Raw genomic sequence first — 18,771 nt, 5'->3', positions numbered from 1 at the left:
TAATATCTTCATTGTTTCCTATGATATTTATAATAAATAGCGGGTATAAATTGCCTATAAATAAATTATTAAAAAAAGATAAAATAAAGATAATATATTTTTAATCTCATTTTTTTCAATAAAAAAACCTATCAACAATTTGACAGGTTCACTACACATTAAAGCGATAACCAGCTCCCCACACTGTTTCAATATATTGCGGATGAGCAGGATCTCTTTCAATTTTTTCACGCAACTTTCTAATATGAACAACAACCGTCGCTAAATCACCAGCTGAGTCTAATCCCCAAATACGTTCAAATAACTGTTCTTTATTTAACACTTGGTTTGGATGCATTACAAAAAATGTTAATAAATCAAATTCCTTCGTTGTAAACGAAACTTCTTCATTATTGATAAAAACTTTCCTCGCTCGCTGATCAATAGAAATCCCGTGAATGTATAACGTATCACGTTTCTTAACCATATTTCCTGATAATCTTTCATAACGAGAAATATGTGCTTTTACTCTCGCGACTAACTCACTTGGACTAAATGGTTTCGTTATATAATCATCCGCACCTAATCCGAGTCCGCGAATTTTATCTATATCTTCTTTTTTCGCTGAAACAAGCAAAATAGGAATGTCTTTTATAGCGCGTATTTGTTTACAAATTTCAAATCCGTTCATCTTCGGAAGCATAATATCTAAAATAATTAAGTCATAATCTTCCTGTAAAGCCCTTTGTAAGCCTGTTTCTCCAGAATGCTCTACATCAACTTGAAAATCATTAATTTCTAAATAATCTCGCTGTAATTCTGCAATACTTACTTCATCTTCAATTAGTAAAACTCTCTTCAATTCATTCACCACATTCCTGTACTTTTTGCAGCGAGAAGAAAATACTTGTGCTTTCTCCAAGCTTACTTTCTGCCCAAATTTCCCCACCATGTTCTTCAACAATTTGCTTCGCTATCGCTAAACCAAGTCCACTTCCACCTGTGCTAGAATTTCGTGATTGCTCTGCACGATAAAAACGCTCAAAAATATATGGAAGTGTATCAGATTCTATTCCTGATCCATTATCCTTTACCTTCACGATAACTTTGTTTTCATTACTTGATGCTGTAACGGTAATTTTTTTCTCACCTTTATCCATGTACTTCACACTATTATGAATTAAATTCGATATAACTCTCTTTATTTTTTCACGATCCGCTATTACATATAGCGGTGATACATGCTGTAATTGTAAGTATACAGATATACCTTCTTCACTTAAATCCATCTGCATCTCTTCTATTAAATCTTGCATAAACATATTTAACTCTATCGTTTCAAACTGAAATGGAACTCGGTTCAAATCGAGCTTCGAAAACAAAAAGAGTTCATCAATGAGTGTGTCCATATGTTTTGCTTTCGTATGAATGGTTGTTAAATATTTATCCATTTTTTCCGGCGTATTTGCTATCCCATCTTTTATTCCTTCCACATAGCCTATAATAGATGTAATTGGTGTTTTTAAATCGTGAGAGATGTTTGAAATAAGTTCTTTTCGATTTTCTTCATATTGCGTTTGCATCTCAATCGACCCTTTTAACTTCTTCCTCATTTCCTCAAATCCTTGGTTTAACTGTCCTATTTCATCATGCGATGTAGCTGGAATTTGAAAATCTAAATTTCCTTCTTTAATTCTCTCAGTCGCATCTTTCAATACAAAAATTGGTTTTATCACACTTCTTGAAACGAAGTAACTTAATAGTCCAATAAGTAAAATGGCTAAAAGTAAGAGCGATACGAACAAAATTGGAAATAATTTTTGTGTAAGATCTACGAACGAACTTTGCTTTTTTAGTACAAATATACTCCCTTCTTCATTCTCTGGAAAATAAAAATCAAATTTTACATATCGATAAAATGTACCATTTAGTTCCGTTGTGCCACGACTATTGATATTTGTCTTTTCAAACTTTGGAAGAGCTTCTTTTAAAGCTACGCTTTCAAATACTTTTGAAGCATATGAAATTGCTTCTCCTTTCCTTACAACTATTTTCACATCCTCCTCTTCAATCGATGACATGAACGATTCATCTAACAATTGCGATTGATTCTGTTTAGCCTCCGATTTCAATTCAAGAAAAATATTTTCTTCTTCTGCCGTCAGTGGCTTTTGAATATAAGAACTTTTGTAGAAATTTTTCACTGATTCTAAATCACCAGTTATCGAAAAAACAATTAAAAATCCCGTAACTAATATAAGCGTAATGGAAACGAGAATAACAGCGATATAAGAAAATAAAAATCTTGTTTTAATAGACATAATTAAAATCCTCACTTTACCCCGCTATTTGTGGGCAGTAAGACTCCCACCTCAAAATTCGCCTGGAGCAAAGAAGTTAGGTGGGAGTCGGGCTGCCCGTAAACGCCCGATTGGTGAAGGCTAATAATCAGTGGGGGATGCCCCCCCATTGATTAAAGTTTCACTTTATCTATCCTTATTACTCATAAGCATAAAAATATATGTTCAAATACTCAAGCGATTTTATAGTAATTTTAGCACCAGTTTATAAAAATTTAATGTTCCTATTTTACAGTTTAAATTAGGATACCGAATTGCTTACAAAAGGAGGTTGAAATTCCATGTTCAAAAAAACATTAAGCATGATATGTTGCGTAATTTTTTTACAAGGATGCTCACAAGCACAAGAAGTTAAAAAGGAGATGACAAACATGGAGACAGCACTACTAACAGCTACTGAGAAACAAGAAACGAATACTGTTATATCATTACTCAAAAAAGGGGCTGACATAAATATAACGGACAATAAAGGACGTACTTCTCTTATGATTGCTACATACAAAAATGATGTAAAAACCGCCAAAGCTCTTATCGACGCTGGTGCTGACGTAAATATCCAAGATGATATGAAAAACAATCCATTTCTATACGCCGGTGCAGAAGGTTACTTGGACATTTTAAAACTAACGATTGATGCTGGTGCGGATCCAGCACTTACGAATCGTTACGGCGGAACAGCTCTTATTCCCGCGTCAGAACATGGCTATATTGATGTTATAAAAGAACTCCTTACTCGAACAAATATCGATGTAAACCATATAAATAACCTCGGATGGACAGCTTTAATGGAAGCCATCGTACTAAGTAATGGAGATGAAGCACAGCAACAAGTCATTCGCCTTCTTATTGAACATGGTGCTGATGTAAACATTCCCGACAACGATGGTGTTACCCCATTGCAACATGCCCGTGCTCATAACTTTGAAGAGATAGAGAAAATTTTGTTAGAAGGTCGTAAGTAAAAAGCTAATTTTTGCCTTCCTCCCACGCCCTATGCTACATTTAACCCGTTACATCAATATTAATAGGGTGGGAATAAATATGAACAAACCTAGAATTGGAATGATTGGACTTGGAAGTATTGCACAAAAAGCCTATCTTCCAACACTTACAAAAGAAACAGATTGGAACTTTGTTGGGGCGTTTACACCTAACGCAGAGAAAAGAAAACAAATTTGCCAGCAATATCGTATTCAAGATTTTCATTCTATTGAAACATTAGCTTCGGAATGCGATGCAATCTTCGTTCATAGTTCGACTGCTACACATTATGAAATCGTTTCTGAACTTCTGAAAAAAGGAATCGATGTTTATGTTGATAAGCCGCTAGCTGCTACTACTGAGCAAGCAGAAAAACTAGTTGAAATGAGTGAAAAGTATAATCGAAAATTAATGGTAGGATTTAATCGCCGTTTCGTTCCTATGTACGTCGCTGCAAAAGAACAAGCTAATGATATTTCATGGATTCGAATTGAAAAGCACCGTACAAATAAAGTGGGGCCATATACGTATGACTTTACTATGTTAGATGATTACTTACATATTGTAGATACTGCTCGCTGGTTAGCTAATGATGACCTTAACGTCGTTCATAATATGGTGCAAACAAATGAAAAGAACGAACTTCTTTACGGACATCATACATATACAACTTCAAATGGACTATTACTTTCTACGGCGATGCATCGCCATGCTGGTACAAATTTAGAACAAATTGAACTTGTAACGACAGGTAAAATCATTCGCGTAAAAAATATGAACACATTTGAAGTGGAGCAAGAAAATTCAGTTTCACAAATCGGTTCACCATCATGGGAAACGACGTTAAAACAACGCGGTTTTGAAGGTGCGGTTAACCATTTTATCGAATGTGTACAAGGTGATACGAAACCGATTACAGATGGATTAGAAGGGTTAAAAACACAGCAAATTCTCCAATCTCTACTGGACGACGTAAGCAAAAATTAAAACGGATACATTTTTCAGAATTTACTTTCATTCCCATTTCCTCTTTATTTCTCTCACAAATTTCTATAGAATATGTTGATAGGAATTATAAATTTCATATTGAATCGTGGAAAGGATGGGATTGACACATGTGGAACGAGTTTAAAAAGTTCGCTTTAAAGGGAAACGTCATTGATCTAGCTGTCGGGGTTGTAATTGGTGCTGCATTCGGTAAAATCGTTAGTTCTTTAGTAAAAGATATCATTACACCATTAATCGGTTTATTAATGGGAGGAATTAACTTCACAGGATTAAAATTTACAGTAGGCGAGGCCTCTGTTAAATATGGTAACTTTATCCAAACGATATTTGACTTCCTAATTGTTGCATTTGCAATCTTCATTTTCGTTAAAGTCTTTAACAAAATGACTTTAAAAAGAGAAGAAGAAAAGAAAGAAGAACTTCCAGAACCAACAAAAGAAGAAGAAATTCTTAGCGAAATTCGCGACTTACTAAAACAACAAAACTCTTCTAAAGATAGAGCATAATTGAACGGACAAAAGGCATGCCCCTCTCGGGACATGCTTTTTTATATGCTATAACGTTTCTGAATTCATATGAATAAATGCAATAATACCTGCAACCATAAGTACCATAATGCTACCTGCAAATAGTGTAATACCGATAAACATTAAACTCGTACTTAAATCTATCGAAATACTTTCAGTAAAAATTGAAATTACATACGTGATAAGGGCGATTCCTGCAAGAATACTTCCTGGAACAAATCGCTTTAAGCCATTTTGTTTTAACGTCATATATGCAAAAATAGCAGTCATGCAAAGCGTAATTATCCAAAGAACGATCATCTCTTCTCCCCCCTCACAAGCCTTTTCTTTCTATTATACATGACATTGCCCTATAATAGTTAAATTTGCACTTGTGTGACATATAACAAGGAATAACCCCAACTGTAGCGAATGTCTTATGTAGAATCCCAAATACATTACCATTATCAAAGCAACGTATTTACAATACCGGCTTCACTTATCGCGAGTATTGTTTATAAAGTAAAACATTCAGCATAAGGAGATTGATCTCATATGTACGCTGTAAAATTATTATTTGAATCTGTTCATTCAGGTGAACCTAATCCTAGTAAAATTGATGAACATTATGAAGAGAATCACGATACACTTTTTGAAGAAAGTATCATTCTCGTTAAGGCGAACACTTTAGAGGAAGCTCACGAGCTAGGTGAAAAGATAGCTCTACAGTCTGAAGATACGTACGATAATATGTACGATGTGCAAGTAACATGGCAGTTTCGAAAAGTGTTACATGTATTTGAATTAAATGATACGTCATTTGAGACAGGAACAGAATTGTACGCAAGATTTTTACATGTTAAGAAAAATGAAACTGTCGATACAGTAGTTAAACAATACTATCCTGAATACTAATAAGAGCTCACAGCTATCGCTGTGAGCTCTCTTATTCTTACTTCGTTGAATCTCTAAATTGGATACGGTGAGGTAAGATAACTGAGTGATCTTCTACTTTTTCTTTGTTCATGTATTTCGTTAGTAGACGCATTGCTACTGCACCGATATCATACATTGGTTGTACAACTGTCGAAAGCTGTGGGCGTACCATTAATGCAAGACGTGTGTTGTCAAAACCAAGCACTTCGATATCAGTTGGTACGTTTAATCCAGCGTCTTGTGCTGCGTGGATTACACCTAGCGCCATTTCATCAGAAGATACGAAGATTGCTGTTGGCTTTTCATCAATGCTCCAAAGTCTTTCAAACGCTTCTATACCTGAATCATATGTGTAATCTCCATCAATTATAAGATTTTCATCATATGAAATACCTGCTTCTTCTAAAGCTTTTTTATAACCTTGTAACTTCTTCGCGCTTCCTGCTTTATCAATGAAAGGACCAGAGACGAAACCGATACGTTTATGTCCTTGCTCAATAAAATGCTTCATTGCATCGTAAGCCGCTTGTGTATAATCAATATTTACTGATGACGTTTCATTTTGCTCATCAAATGACGCTGCTAATACAATTGGTACTGGAGATTTTTTGAACTCTTCAACGTGAATATCTGTAATATCTTCACCCATGAAAACAATCCCGTCCACTTGTTTCCCAAGCATCGTATTTAATAAGTGGAACTCCTTCTCTTTGTTCTGGTCAGAGTTACTTAAAATGATGTTATATTTGTACATTGTTGCGATATCTTCAATTCCACGAGCAAGTTCTGCATAAAACGTATTTGAGATATCAGGAATAATAACACCCACTGTAGTTGTCTTCTTACTTGCCAGTCCACGTGCTACCGCATTTGGGCGGTATCCTAAAAGATCAATTGCTTCTAATACTTTCTTTCTTGTTGTAGGCTTTACATTTGGGTTACCGTTCACAACACGTGATACGGTAGCCATTGAAACGTTTGCTTCGCGCGCTACATCATAGATTGTTATGTTCATCTCTTCGCACACTCCTTCTATTTATGTTATCTATTTTTATGTATCGGTTCACTTGAATGAAAAAAAGACATCAACTCTATTTGCAGATGCCAACAATCGTCCCGAGTTCTTCCTTTTACTAATGATACGATAAAAACGCAGGGTCATACAATATTTTCCCGCAAAAGTTTCGAAAAAATTCGCTTCTTTTCTCGTATTTTCGTATTTTTTATGCAAAAAAGGTCAATTTTTGTAAAAAACTATGTGACAAGGGCTACATAGACTAAGAAATCTTTTTATAATTTACTTCCGAATGCTTTTAATTCTTTCATAAACTCATTGAACTGCGGAAAATTTATAAAATAAAAAAGACAGCTTAAAAACTGTCTTTTTTATTTTATAGGAAAGAAACAAACGGTTTATCGCTGTTCTTCTCTTTTATAATAACAACCTCGATTTTATTCTCGGACTTTATCTGTAATTGAACTTTAGCATCTTTAGGAAATTGTTCTAACATACTTTGAGCAGCCATTTGAGAGAGTGCCATTAATTCTGACTTACCATTATATTTAACGACAAGATCCATCTTTAATTTATCCATCTTATTTTGCTTATAAGAAATCTTAGCATTAACAGGGATATAATCTCCTGGAGAGAATTTCTTTATTGCTTCCGAAAAATCATCTAACTTTTTCTTATCTTCTCCCTGTGCTCCATCAAATTCTTGAGAAGGATACGAATACGATTTTTCATCAATAGTATTCCAATTTCCAAGGTTAGTCTCGTTCTTTTGAACAGTAGCGCTTGCAATATAAGTACCATTCTTTAAAGAACTTGTACTTTCTTGCTTGAATATAGCAAACGTAATTGGTGATTTGTTATATTTATCATTTTTATTAATAGCTTCTACAAGCCCCTTAGCAACTTCAGTACCTTTAGAAATAGCTTCCTCATTAGATACACTTGAAGACATAGATAAACCAATAACAACACCAGATAAGCTTAGTTCATTTGAATTCTGTTTACCGAAGTAGTCCTGTTCTATAATATTAGTCAAAACTGGTACTTCTTGTTTCGTAACTAATTCATCAATTGTTTTCTCTGAAATATATTGATTTAATTGTAATACGTAATTTTCTGTATCGAATTGTTTTGAAGCAATATCCATTAAACCATTTTCATATTCTGCTAAATCTAGTTTAGAATTAGTTTTAACATTAACTGTATTAATTACCTTTTGTTCTTTTAAAGGAATAACAGTTCTATAGTAATCCTTAGAAACAGCAGTTCTTGGAATCATACTTTTTTCTTTCGTATCTTTCTGTACAACTTCATCTTTCTTCTCAATAGTATTATTGCTGCAAGCCCCCAGTAATAAACTTAAGCTTGCGATGCATAACGCCATTTTCTTCATTGCTTAAAACCCACTTTCAAAAGTCAATTTACTTAGTTTTAATGTATCTCTAGTGTACCAGTGAACTACCCACCACTTAGTATCTCTTACGAGTTTACCCCGAAGTGGGGGCTTCTCGGTTCATCGTTACTTTTGATAGCTAACGAATTTGTCTTAAGACAGCCGAGCTAACTCCCTTGTTCCAAAGGTTATTTCTTACGGTTTATATCAATGCTAATAACCGCATGGCTTCCTTTTTGATATTGATAGCTGCGTTATAATCACGACTTATTGTTAGTCCACACGAACACTCATACGTGCGTTCAGATAATGACATTTCTTTTTTGTTTCCACAACGACTACACATCTTTGTAGAAGGAAACCATTTATCTATTTTCACAAGCTGTTTTCCTTGTTCTTGTAGCTTATATGCTAAAAATGTCGTGAACATCCTCCAACCGTTATCCGCTACACTCTTACCAAAGCGAAGTGCTCGTGACATTCCTTTCATATGTAAGTCTTCGATTGCTACAACGTCAAAATGAGTAGCCAATTCTTTAGACTTGTGATGAAGGAAATTTTTACGTTGATTGGCGACTTTTTCATGCAACTTGGCTACACAGATCCGTTGTTTATTAAAGCGTGCTGAGCCTTGTACACGCCTTGCTAATACTCGTTGTGCCTTTGTTAATCGGTCTAACATCTGACGATAAAAGCGAGGATAATTGGCTTTCTCATCTTCGCTACTCACGTACAATTCAGCCATTGCGAAGTCTAATCCAACTACACTTTCTACTTCTTTCTGAACAATTTCCTTTTCATATTCAGTTAAGACAGACACATAATACTTGCCAGTTGGTGTCATCGAAATCGTGCATGATTTGATGATATAATTTTGCGGGATCTCTCTATGTTGTTTCAGTCGTACTAATTTCAGTTTCGGTAATTTGATATAACCATGAAATAACATAATATTTCCGTTTACTCGATTCGTTGTATAGGATTTTCTACTCTTTCTACTTTTGAATGTAGGAAAATCACTTTGACCACTAAAAAAATTCTTATAAGCAGTTTGCAAGTTTAGTTGAGCGTTGGCCAGTGCTAATGAATCGACTTCTTTCAACCATTCATACTCTGCTTTGTATTTCGCAGGCGTAGGGAATTTTTGTTTCTTTAGTTCTTCCTTGTTCTCTTTGTACTTTTCGTATACTTCTTTCCGTTCAGCCAGCATTTTATTATACACAAAGCGTACACACCCGAAAGTTTTACGTATCAGATAGGCTTGTTCTTCTGTTGGATACAAACGAAATTTGTACGCCTTATTATGCTTTGTCATATCAGTTCACCTCACTTTTCGCCTTCATTTCCCATAAGCTATGACGGTGATAATACAACCTGAACACTACACGATTATTATCTACTTTCATTATTATACCAAATTTCGCCTCTTATAAAACTGATTATATCAGAGCCGAAATAAATAGGAAAACCAAATTTCCGGCTACGCCAAACCGAAATTCATCTCCCACCTACCGCTAGACTATCGTCTGTCACACGCTTGAGGAAGGAGACTTCTTTCGGATAATGCGTTAAATATATTGCAACAAAATAAAAAAGAAGCAAGCCCTTCGCTTGCCTCCCCCTATTTTACATTCTCTTCTAAAGCTTCTTTTTTAATATTCCAATGCGATGTATGCCATACTACCATTCCATCTTTTATGTATAGCACTTGCGGAGATTCATGCTTAATGCTGTACTGCTCTGCAACATGGTTCGAAACATCTCTCGCATCTTGTACGTATAAGTAATATGCTGGCACTTCTCTTTCTTCACCACAATACGCTTGAAACTCTGTATATGCACCGTGACTAATTGGGCATGTCGTACTATGTTTAAAAAGAACGTAAGGCTCATTCTTTTCTACTAACGCTTCAAGTTCTTCAATTGTTTCAATCTTCATCATACTCATCATTACTCACCTCTCATGCGAAGTCTAGAGCGCTTCTCTCTCTTTTCAGCCTTCTGCTCAGATTTCTCAAGTTTACGCTCTTCTTTTTCAATCTTTTTCTCTTGTCTCGTAGCACGGTAATGATTGTATACTTCAATTGCTGCGCTGCTCCACTGTACAACTTGTGCTACTTTATCTGCATTATTTTCAATTTCGTCTGTAACAGACTCTGAAACATTGCGAAGCTTCGTATTTAAAGAGTGAATCGTCGTTCCGATTCCATCTACACCTTCTACTACTTTATTTAGCGACTGTGACTTCTGTTGAATATCATCAGCTAACGCATTTGTCTTATGTAATAATTGCTCCGTCTCTACGCTTATTCCTTGCATTTGCTTCTCTAAACCTTCTAACGTACTTGCAACATTTTCTAACGTCTTCTGAACCGATAACAACGTTCTGCATACATACACTACTAATACAGCGAAAGCAACTGCAATAATAGCCGCACTTACATATAAAAGAACTTGCATTTCATCACTTCCTTTATCTTTTTCATACTTTCTCTTATTATACAATCATTTTCCGTTTCGTTCTAATCCCTATCTTTTCATTAGAATTTTCATACTTATTCGTTAACTTTAACATAAATCATTCAACAAATTCCACTAAGTAGGTTACAATAGGTAAGGATACATAATTAGTAGGGAGGCTTTACATATGAAAGATCCACGTATTGAAAAGTTAGCATACAATTTAATTAACTACTCTATCCGATTACAAAAAGGTGAGAAAGTATTAATTGAAAACTTTGGCTTACAAAAAGAACTTGTAACAGCACTTGTAAAAGAAGCATATGCAGCTGGTGGTTTCCCATTCGTTTCTTTAAAAGATCATCAAGTAGATCGCTCTTTATTAATGGGTGCTACTGAAGAACATTTCGAACAAATCGCTGCATATGAAGCGAGCGTAATGAAAGATATGGATGCTTACATTGGCCTTCGCTCTGGCGATAACATTAACGAACAAGCCGACGTTCCAAGTGAACGTATGAAAGTTCACGGCCAAACAGTTGGTAAAAAGGTTCATAGAGACATCCGTGTTCCGAAAACACGCTGGGTTGTTCTTCGCTACCCAAATGCTTCTATGGCGCAGCTTGCTAAAATGAGCACAGAAGCTTTCGAAGACTTCTACTTCGAGGTATGTAACTTAGATTACGGTAAAATGGATAAGGCAATGGATAGCCTTGTTACATTAATGAATAAAACAGATAAGGTTCGCTTAACTGGCCCTGGAACTGACTTAACATTCTCTATTAAAGACATTCCAGCTATTAAATGCTCAGGTCATTTAAACATTCCAGATGGTGAAGTATACTCTGCACCAGTTCGCGATTCTGTTAACGGTACAGTTTCTTATAACACACCATCACCTTACAACGGCTATACATTTGAAAATGTACAACTTAAATTTGAGAATGGCCAAATCGTTGACGCAACTGCAAACGATTCAGAGCGCATTAACAAAATCTTCGATACAGACGAAGGCGCACGCTACGTTGGTGAGTTCGCAATCGGCGTAAACCCATACATCTTACATCCAATGGGAGACATTCTATTCGATGAAAAAATCGATGGCAGCTTCCACTTCACACCTGGACAAGCTTATGACGATGCATGGAACGGCAACAACTCTAACATCCACTGGGATTTAGTATGCATTCAGCGCCCTGAATACGGCGGCGGCGAAATTTACTTCGACGACGTACTAATCCGTAAAGACGGACGCTTCGTTGTAACTGAACTAGAAGCTTTAAACCCAGAGAACTTAAAATAATATGAAAAGTGCTCGGAATTCTATCCGAGCGCTTTTTCATTAATACTCTAATAATTTTTTAGCTACATCTTCTGGTACTTTAAAACTATTTTTATTTTTTATTTTACTAATTTTCAATTCAACCTCAACATAAGGGACATCTCTATATACTGTCATAGTACCAATTTCATGTAACTCTTTTTTATCTTTACTCGAATCCAATAATTTCGGTGTATCCTCTTGATACATTTTAAACGTTTTCCCTTGCGGAGTATCTAAAGGAGCCGATTCCATTTCCCACTCATCCATCTTGATTGATTCAAACAACTTTGTGATTTCTTTCTTATCGGTAATTGTTTTTTTATCGCTCGAATCAATAAGCGATTCTATTTCAATTTTTTGTGCCTTTTCTAAGCTAACATCAGACTTCTCTTTCTTCGCACTACATCCTATTAAAAGAATAGATGTGGTTAGCAAAAACAAAAACAACATACAGATTTTTTTCATGTCTAATCCCCCTGCACTATATAGAGCTATTTTTCTCACTTTTTGTTTGCTGAAAATGAAAATAAAATAAAAGCGTCACTGCGATAGTACCTATTAATATTGGGACATATAAAGGCAGATCCCATTTCATATATACTCTAGTGCAGCCAACAAGCACAAACAAAATTTCCAAACAAAATAAAGTGAAACTTTAATCAGTGGGGGTTTTGTTCATCCCCCACTGATTATTAGCCCGCACCAATCGGGCTTTTACGAGCAGTTGATCTCCCACCTAACTTCTTTGCTCCTGCCGAATTTTGAGGTGGGAGTCTTACTGCCCGTTAATGCGGGGTAAAAGTTTTACATATTTCATTTCTTACCTACCATTTCTATTTTCACATATGGATTTTCTTTCGCGATAAGCGCCAAAAATTCATCCGGATCTTGCGGCATCGCAATCATATGTACTTTATACGCATTCGTTGTAATCTCAAATGATTTTCCAACTTGACGAACAACCCTTATATCTTTTAATACAACGTCGTCATTTAAAATTCCGTATTTTAAAATTCCATTTTCCACTTTATGTTTTTTAATGAACATTTCCCAAACGAGAGGGGCATTTACAATAAAACATAAGCCCATCCCAATTAGAGCTGAAGCCCAATCCCCTTTTCTTGTAAAAAATAAAACTATTGGATATACCACCATAAAAGCTAACGTTATACTAACGAAAATTATTCCTAACTTACTTCTTTGAATCGGAAAGTTCATAACCACACCCCCTAATCCAAATTATACTATAATTTCCATTTTAGTTTATAAAAAAAGATCATTTATGAATGATCTTTTCAAATAATATATCTATAAAATTTCTTATCTACCTCTAGCACCGGAAAACTTTTCGGCAACTCTTCTATACTCACACTTTGGAAACCATTCTTCTCATAAAAGCGATGCGCCGCTAAAAATTTTACTGTTGTTCCTAAATAAATATCTTTCAACTTTTTATCATCAGCCCACAAAATCGCTTTTTGAAGCAGCATATGCGATGCGCCCCATTCTTTTCCGCGGAACTCTTTCTTCACGAACATTTTTCTTAGCGCTACTTGATGCTTCCCAATATCTAATAAAGCTACCGTTCCAACTACTTTACCATCATAAGTTGCTACCCAAAAGTTTCCGTTTTCCCTTTGATAGAACGTTTCTATTTCAAGTAAGTCAGGCTGCTCTTCTTTCGTAATTGGGACATTGTACTCTTTTCGCTGAATATGAACAATGAGATCTACTACTTCATCTTGAAACTTACTTTCATATGGCATAATACAAATCTTCTCGTTCATCGAATATCCTTCCATTCTGAAGCTAGTAAACTATAAACAGCAATATCCTGAAAATGGTCATACAACCATTCTTCATCTCGTAAAATTCCATCTAACTTAAACCCTAAACGTTCTGGGATTGCACGGCTTTTCGCATTTTCAACACCGCAACGAATTTCAATTTTATTCAGCTTTAAATTATCAAATGCATAATGAAGCACAGCCTTCACACTTCGCGTCATAACACCTTTCCCGCCAGCATCTTCTGCAAGATAATATCCAAGACTCGTAGCTTTCTTACCCCAGCTCACCGGATGAATACCTACCATCCCAACGAGCTTTCCTTTATAACGTATGCCAGCCTCGAACCCATCTCCCTCTGCAAATTTCCTTAACCACATCGGAAAAATCTCATTATACGCATCAGCAGATTTCGTCCCATCTACCCACGGAAGCCACTTTCTTAAATGGTTACGATTCTGATCTATTAATTCATATAGTTCCTCTTTATGATGTTTTGCTAATAGTTGTAATTCGATTTCGTCATCTACTCGGAGTGTGAACATGTTTTTTAGCCCCTTTTTATTTTTCTTATTATTCTAACATTTAAAACTAAAGAAATGCACCATAATATATCAACGTTTTTTGAAATATATCGGCTTACCGACTAGATTCGACAACGCTGCACACCCACAACAGCACAAAAAAGACGCACAGCCATAGCTATGCGTCTTTTTTCTTACTTCTCTGCAACTTGAACTTCTTTTACGTAAGCTGCTTCGAATTTTTGGATGTCACCTGCGCCCATGAAAATAAGAACGCCGTTTTTATGTTTCTTTAATACCTCTGTTGTTGTATCTGTAATTAGCTCTGCACCGTCAATACGCTTTTGCAGATCTTCAATTGTTAATTCACCTTTGTTTTCACGTGCTGATCCGAAAATATCACATAAGTATACTTGGTCAGCTTTACTTAGGCTTTCTGCGAACTCATCTAAAAATTTCTCTGTACGTGAGAATGTATGTGGCTGGAATACAGCGACAACTTCACGCTCTGGATGTTTTTGACGAGCTGCTTCAATCGTTGCATTAATTTCTGTCGGATGGTGTGCATAGTCATCAATGATAACTTGCTCTCCCATCGGTTTTTCATTAAAGCGACGTTTAACACCTTCAAATGTTGTTAGTTGATGTTTAACCGCTTCTACATCAACGTCTTCGTAATGGCAAAGCGCGATAACTGCTAATGCATTTAATACGCTGTGATCGCCGTATCCTGTAATTTTGAACGTGTCATAATACGTATTACGAACGAATACATCGAATATAGTACCATCAGTTCTCTTTTGAATGTTACGTGCTTGGAAATCATTATCTTCTCCAAATCCATAGAAAATAACAGGTACTTTCGCTTGAATTTTTTGAAGTTCTTCATCATCACCACATGCAATAATACCTTTTTTCACTTGCAATGCCATCTCTTGGAATGCATTAAATACATCATTGATGTCTGAAAAATAATCTGGATGATCGAAATCAATATTTGTCATAATTGCATAGTCTGGATAGTAAGACAAGAAATGACGACGATACTCACAAGCTTCAAATACAAAATACTTACTATTTTCTACCCCATGCCCAGTTCCATCTCCAATAAGGTAAGATGTTGGGTGTGCGCCTTGCATTACATGGGCTAACAAACCTGTAGTTGATGTTTTTCCATGTGCACCAGTTACTGCAACACTTGTGTACTGATTCATAAGGTCACCTAAGAAGTGATGATAACGATGTACTGGGATATTTAATTCTTTTGCTGCTACGATTTCTTCATGCGTATCAGGAAATGCGTTTCCCGCGATAATCACTTGTCCTTCTTTAATATTATTTTTATCAAAAGGAAGGATGGAAATACCACGCTTTTCCAATGCTATTTGTGTAAAGAAACGCTTTTCATAATCAGACCCTTGAACAGTATGCTTCATGTCATGAAGAATTTGTGCTAATGAACTCATTCCTGTTCCTTTAATTCCTACAAAATGGTAAACTGTCATCTTAAAGAACCTCCAACATTTCGAACTAATACAACGGCCTATCTATAAGACAGTATATGAATCTTTTCTTATTTTGGTAATCATCATACATTTCTGATGCAGTGAATTTCTTTTTATATTCACTTATCAGTGATAAACTCGTACGTACTTCTTTTATGTCCATAACACATTTATTATAGCAAAAAACAAGCTGCTATACTATGATAACAGAAAAACTGATAGGGTCAATCACCTATCAGTTTTTCTCGCTTTTACATATCTTCTTTTGTTTCTAATTGAACACGCTCTAGACGTGAATTTGGACGGTATTTACGACCAGCTTTTGCTTCTGGTTTTCCATTTAATTCTACGTTATCACCAGTAAAACCAATATTCATTTTTAATAAGCTACTTCCTACTCCGTATATATCGACAGGAACATTTTGAGCTTCAAATTCACGAATACGCTTCTCATCAAACCCACCAGTTACAACGATATCTACATGTTGGAAACCTTCCTCATCAAGAGCCTTACGAAGAGCAAATACAAGTGATGGATTTACACCACGTGGATCGAATGTTCCAAGTACTTCTGGGTGACGAATGAAGTATTGATCAATCATTGTACGAGACGTATCGACACGTACACCTTTTAATGTTGATCCAAATTCACGCGCTACGCGAAGTGCATCTGTAATGACATCATTGTTATAATCAATTAGTACGACTAATTCATCTTCTGGGAATTTTTTATGATATGCCTTTGCTGCTTCAACAACATCGCCATTAAACATTTGAATTAAAGCGTGAGGCATCGTCCCCATACCACTTCTGCCCCACCATTCATTCATTGCATGCGTTGCTTGTGCGCTCATACCTCCGATGTATGCCGCATAGCCGTCACCAGCTTGTTGCGTATAATGATCGTCACGATCTCCCATGAAAATAACCGGTTTTTCTTTATCTACACTACGTGCAGCTTGGACAACGTTATATACGTTTGTCGCAACTGATGTACGACGAGCTAAAATCCCATCAATTACACCTTCTAAAAAGCCGAAGTATTCATAAGGACCATGAATTGTTAAAACTGTTTCAAATGGACTAATATTATCGCCATCCTTTAAAGAATGAATTTCTAATTCCTCAGGATTTTTGGCGAATGTTTGTAGCAATGCGATTACCTCATCTGCTCCGCAAAGAACTGAATGTTCTTTTTGGAAAAACTGCATTGTTACAACACTTTTCGGGCGAAATTCTTCAATGATTTCTCTAGTTTTTAAAAAGTAAACGGCAGAGAACCAGCCTTCTCCAACACGTTCATCAAATTTAAATGTTTTATTTGTTAGTCGATTTATTTCACCTTTTAATTTTAATTCAATTTCTTTCATGTCGCTTTACTCCCTACTTTACTATCCAACATTTTCTCTTAGTATACAGCAAAACCGTTTACTATACATTCGTTTCCTGCATAGCGGCAAATTCATCCTCAGAAATAAGGACATCTCTCGGTTTCGTTCCTCTTGCTTCAGAAATAATCCCTTGCGATTCCATCTCTTCAATTAGACGTGCTGCGCGATTATAGCCAATGCGGAATTTTCTCTGTACAGAAGATGTGGACGCTCCCCCTTGCTCTACAACAAATTGACATGCATCAAAAAACAGTTCATCTTCAGACTCACTCTGCTCTGATTTTGCTAATAAATCCTCTTGCTTAAATAAGTAATTTGGCTTCATTTGCTTTTTCACATGATCAACGGTTCTTTCAATCTCATCATCTGATACGTATACGCCTTGTACACGAACTGGTTTAGATGTGCCGTTTCCTAAAAATAGCATATCACCACGGCCAAGTAATTTCTCCGCGCCCCCAATATCAATAATCGTACGCGAATCAACTTGAGATGATACCGTAAACGAAATACGCGTTGGAATGTTTGATTTAATTAAACCTGTAATAACGTCTACAGATGGACGCTGCGTCGCAACTAATAAGTGAATACCACAAGCTCGGGCCTTTTGTGCAATACGACAAATCGCTTCCTCAACATCACCAGGAGCAACCATCATTAAGTCCGCTAACTCGTCAATGACGATTACAATATAAGGTAATGTCTCACCTGGGATTTCTCTCCCACTTACAATCGTATTGTAACGAGTTAAATCACGAGCACCAGCATGAGCAAACAATTCATAACGACGTTCCATCTCTTCAACCGCCCACTTTAACGCGGCTGTAGCTGCTTTTACGTCAGTAATAACAGGTGCTACAAGATGCGGAACAGAATTGTATGGTGCCAGCTCAACCATCTTCGGATCAATTAGTATCAACTTCACTTCATGCGGCTTCGCTTTATATAAAATGCTCGTTAAAATCGCGTTAATGCACACACTTTTCCCTGAACCAGTTGCACCCGCAATAAGTCCATGTGGCATTTTTCGAATATCCGTTACAATTGGATCACCTGAAATATCAAGCCCCAGCGCAACTGTAAGCGGTGATTCACTCTTTGTAAATACAGGACTTCTTAAAATTTCACGAAGGAATACTGGCTTACTTTCCTTATTCGGAACTTCAATTCCAATTGCACTCTTCCCTGGAATTGGTGCTTCAATTCGAATATCTTTCGCAGCTAAACTTAACTTAATATCATCACTTAAATTTGTAATTTTATTTACTTTCACACCTGGGTCTGGTTGTACTTCAAAACGAGTTACCGCCGGCCCTTGTGACACATTAATAACATGTGCTCCAACATGGAAATTATTAAATGTCGTATTTAATAATTCTTCCTGTTCTTCTAGCCACTCCGTATTATCTAATGCTGCCTGCTGCGGAATTGTCAACAACGTTAATGGCGGAAATTCATACTTCGGCGGCGTTTGTAGTACGTTGCGCATATCGTTCTCTTTTTGATTTACAACATATGCTTTCTCTTGTACTTGTTCAGCCACCACTACTTGTTGCATCGGTTTTTCTTCTACTTGTGATTCCACTACCACTTGCTGCATTG

20 protein-coding genes and 1 pseudogene are annotated in these 18,771 nt (G+C 36.1%); 6 read left to right on the top strand and 15 right to left on the bottom strand.

The genetic code is table 11. The annotated features are described in order from the left end of the window. Positions 1 to 151: 151 nt before the first annotated feature. Complete coding sequence (locus V7038_RS04245) at positions 152 to 841, bottom strand: response regulator transcription factor (RefSeq protein ID WP_033714038.1); 690 nt, start codon at positions 839 to 841, stop codon at positions 152 to 154. A 1-nt stretch (position 842) separates the two neighbouring features. Next, positions 843 to 2,300, bottom strand: coding sequence for a sensor histidine kinase (locus V7038_RS04240; protein WP_002112299.1), 1,458 nt, complete (start codon positions 2,298 to 2,300; stop codon positions 843 to 845). 320 nt (positions 2,301 to 2,620) lie between these two features. On the opposite strand from V7038_RS04240, the gene V7038_RS04235 reads away from it, so the two are divergent. The 3 genes from V7038_RS04235 (at position 2,621) to mscL (ending at position 4,834) form a co-directional block, all read left to right on the top strand. Further along, a complete protein-coding gene (locus V7038_RS04235; RefSeq protein ID WP_002112300.1) occupies positions 2,621 to 3,301 on the top strand; it encodes an ankyrin repeat domain-containing protein in 681 nt (226 codons plus the stop codon). A gap of 79 nt (positions 3,302 to 3,380) precedes the next feature. Next, a complete protein-coding gene (locus V7038_RS04230) occupies positions 3,381 to 4,307 on the top strand; it encodes a Gfo/Idh/MocA family protein (RefSeq protein ID WP_335469267.1) in 927 nt (308 codons plus the stop codon). 128 nt (positions 4,308 to 4,435) lie between these two features. Continuing rightward, the gene (gene mscL, locus V7038_RS04225; RefSeq protein WP_002112305.1) at positions 4,436 to 4,834 is read left to right on the top strand and encodes a large conductance mechanosensitive channel protein MscL; all 399 of its coding nucleotides are present in this window, start codon (positions 4,436 to 4,438) and stop codon (positions 4,832 to 4,834) included. A gap of 48 nt (positions 4,835 to 4,882) precedes the next feature. On the opposite strand, the gene V7038_RS04220 is transcribed toward mscL, so the two are convergent. Next, complete coding sequence (locus V7038_RS04220) at positions 4,883 to 5,155, bottom strand: DUF3917 domain-containing protein (protein WP_002112306.1); 273 nt, start codon at positions 5,153 to 5,155, stop codon at positions 4,883 to 4,885. Between the two features lie 111 nt (positions 5,156 to 5,266). Between V7038_RS04220 and V7038_RS04215 the strand changes: the two are divergent. Beyond that, positions 5,267 to 5,374, top strand: a pseudogene (locus V7038_RS04215) (DUF3949 domain-containing protein); the annotation flags it as partial. A gap of 15 nt (positions 5,375 to 5,389) precedes the next feature. Next, the gene (locus tag V7038_RS04210) at positions 5,390 to 5,749 is read left to right on the top strand and encodes a DUF4288 domain-containing protein (RefSeq protein ID WP_098988711.1); all 360 of its coding nucleotides are present in this window, start codon (positions 5,390 to 5,392) and stop codon (positions 5,747 to 5,749) included. Positions 5,750 to 5,786: 37 nt separating this feature from the next. Here V7038_RS04210 and ccpA read toward each other — a convergent pair whose 3' ends face one another. The 5 genes from ccpA to V7038_RS04185 form a co-directional block, all read right to left on the bottom strand. Beyond that, positions 5,787 to 6,785: a catabolite control protein A gene (gene ccpA, locus V7038_RS04205; RefSeq protein ID WP_002112310.1), complete on the bottom strand. Its 999-nt coding sequence runs from the start codon at positions 6,783 to 6,785 to the stop codon at positions 5,787 to 5,789. 376 nt (positions 6,786 to 7,161) lie between these two features. Then, positions 7,162 to 8,178: a CamS family sex pheromone protein gene (locus tag V7038_RS04200; protein ID WP_335469261.1), complete on the bottom strand. Its 1,017-nt coding sequence runs from the start codon at positions 8,176 to 8,178 to the stop codon at positions 7,162 to 7,164. Between the two features lie 202 nt (positions 8,179 to 8,380). After that, positions 8,381 to 9,493: an RNA-guided endonuclease TnpB family protein gene (locus tag V7038_RS04195; RefSeq protein WP_438825101.1), complete on the bottom strand. Its 1,113-nt coding sequence runs from the start codon at positions 9,491 to 9,493 to the stop codon at positions 8,381 to 8,383. 306 nt (positions 9,494 to 9,799) lie between these two features. Next, positions 9,800 to 10,126, bottom strand: a complete 327-nt coding sequence (gene ytxJ / locus V7038_RS04190) for a bacillithiol system redox-active protein YtxJ (protein ID WP_002145356.1) — start codon at positions 10,124 to 10,126, stop codon at positions 9,800 to 9,802. A 2-nt stretch (positions 10,127 to 10,128) separates the two neighbouring features. Then, a complete protein-coding gene (locus tag V7038_RS04185; RefSeq protein WP_179117558.1) occupies positions 10,129 to 10,638 on the bottom strand; it encodes a DUF948 domain-containing protein in 510 nt (169 codons plus the stop codon). 187 nt (positions 10,639 to 10,825) lie between these two features. Here V7038_RS04185 and V7038_RS04180 point away from each other — a divergent pair, with 187 nt between their 5' ends. Continuing rightward, the gene (locus V7038_RS04180; protein WP_002034367.1) at positions 10,826 to 11,941 is read left to right on the top strand and encodes an aminopeptidase; all 1,116 of its coding nucleotides are present in this window, start codon (positions 10,826 to 10,828) and stop codon (positions 11,939 to 11,941) included. Between the two features lie 39 nt (positions 11,942 to 11,980). Here the strand turns inward: V7038_RS04180 and V7038_RS04175 are convergent, their stop codons facing one another. The 7 genes from V7038_RS04175 to V7038_RS04145 form a co-directional block, all read right to left on the bottom strand. Then, the gene (locus tag V7038_RS04175) at positions 11,981 to 12,427 is read right to left on the bottom strand and encodes a hypothetical protein (protein ID WP_070129071.1); all 447 of its coding nucleotides are present in this window, start codon (positions 12,425 to 12,427) and stop codon (positions 11,981 to 11,983) included. Between the two features lie 348 nt (positions 12,428 to 12,775). Next, positions 12,776 to 13,180, bottom strand: coding sequence for a PH domain-containing protein (locus tag V7038_RS04170; protein WP_002112316.1), 405 nt, complete (start codon positions 13,178 to 13,180; stop codon positions 12,776 to 12,778). 77 nt (positions 13,181 to 13,257) lie between these two features. After that, positions 13,258 to 13,749, bottom strand: coding sequence for a GNAT family N-acetyltransferase (locus tag V7038_RS04165; RefSeq protein ID WP_335469258.1), 492 nt, complete (start codon positions 13,747 to 13,749; stop codon positions 13,258 to 13,260). Next, the gene (locus tag V7038_RS04160; RefSeq protein WP_335469255.1) at positions 13,746 to 14,294 is read right to left on the bottom strand and encodes a GNAT family N-acetyltransferase; all 549 of its coding nucleotides are present in this window, start codon (positions 14,292 to 14,294) and stop codon (positions 13,746 to 13,748) included. The genes V7038_RS04165 and V7038_RS04160 overlap by 4 nt, the downstream gene beginning before the upstream one ends. Before the next feature lie 173 nt (positions 14,295 to 14,467). Further along, complete coding sequence (gene murC, locus V7038_RS04155; protein ID WP_002112319.1) at positions 14,468 to 15,778, bottom strand: UDP-N-acetylmuramate--L-alanine ligase; 1,311 nt, start codon at positions 15,776 to 15,778, stop codon at positions 14,468 to 14,470. A gap of 251 nt (positions 15,779 to 16,029) precedes the next feature. Next, on the bottom strand, positions 16,030 to 17,148 hold the full coding sequence (locus V7038_RS04150; protein WP_002112321.1) for a nicotinate phosphoribosyltransferase: 1,119 nt from the start codon (positions 17,146 to 17,148) through the stop codon (positions 16,030 to 16,032). A 61-nt stretch (positions 17,149 to 17,209) separates the two neighbouring features. After that, positions 17,210 to 18,771 (bottom strand): DNA translocase FtsK (locus tag V7038_RS04145; RefSeq protein WP_335469251.1); only part of this gene is annotated, 1,562 nt, incomplete at its 5' end.

Source organism: Bacillus sp. JJ783 (assembly GCF_036963225.1).
Taxonomy (GTDB): Bacteria; Bacillota; Bacilli; order Bacillales; family Bacillaceae_G; genus Bacillus_A; species Bacillus_A cereus_U.
The sequence above is the reverse complement of the archived record's forward strand: the minus strand, read 5'-3'. Positions and strand labels throughout refer to the sequence as shown.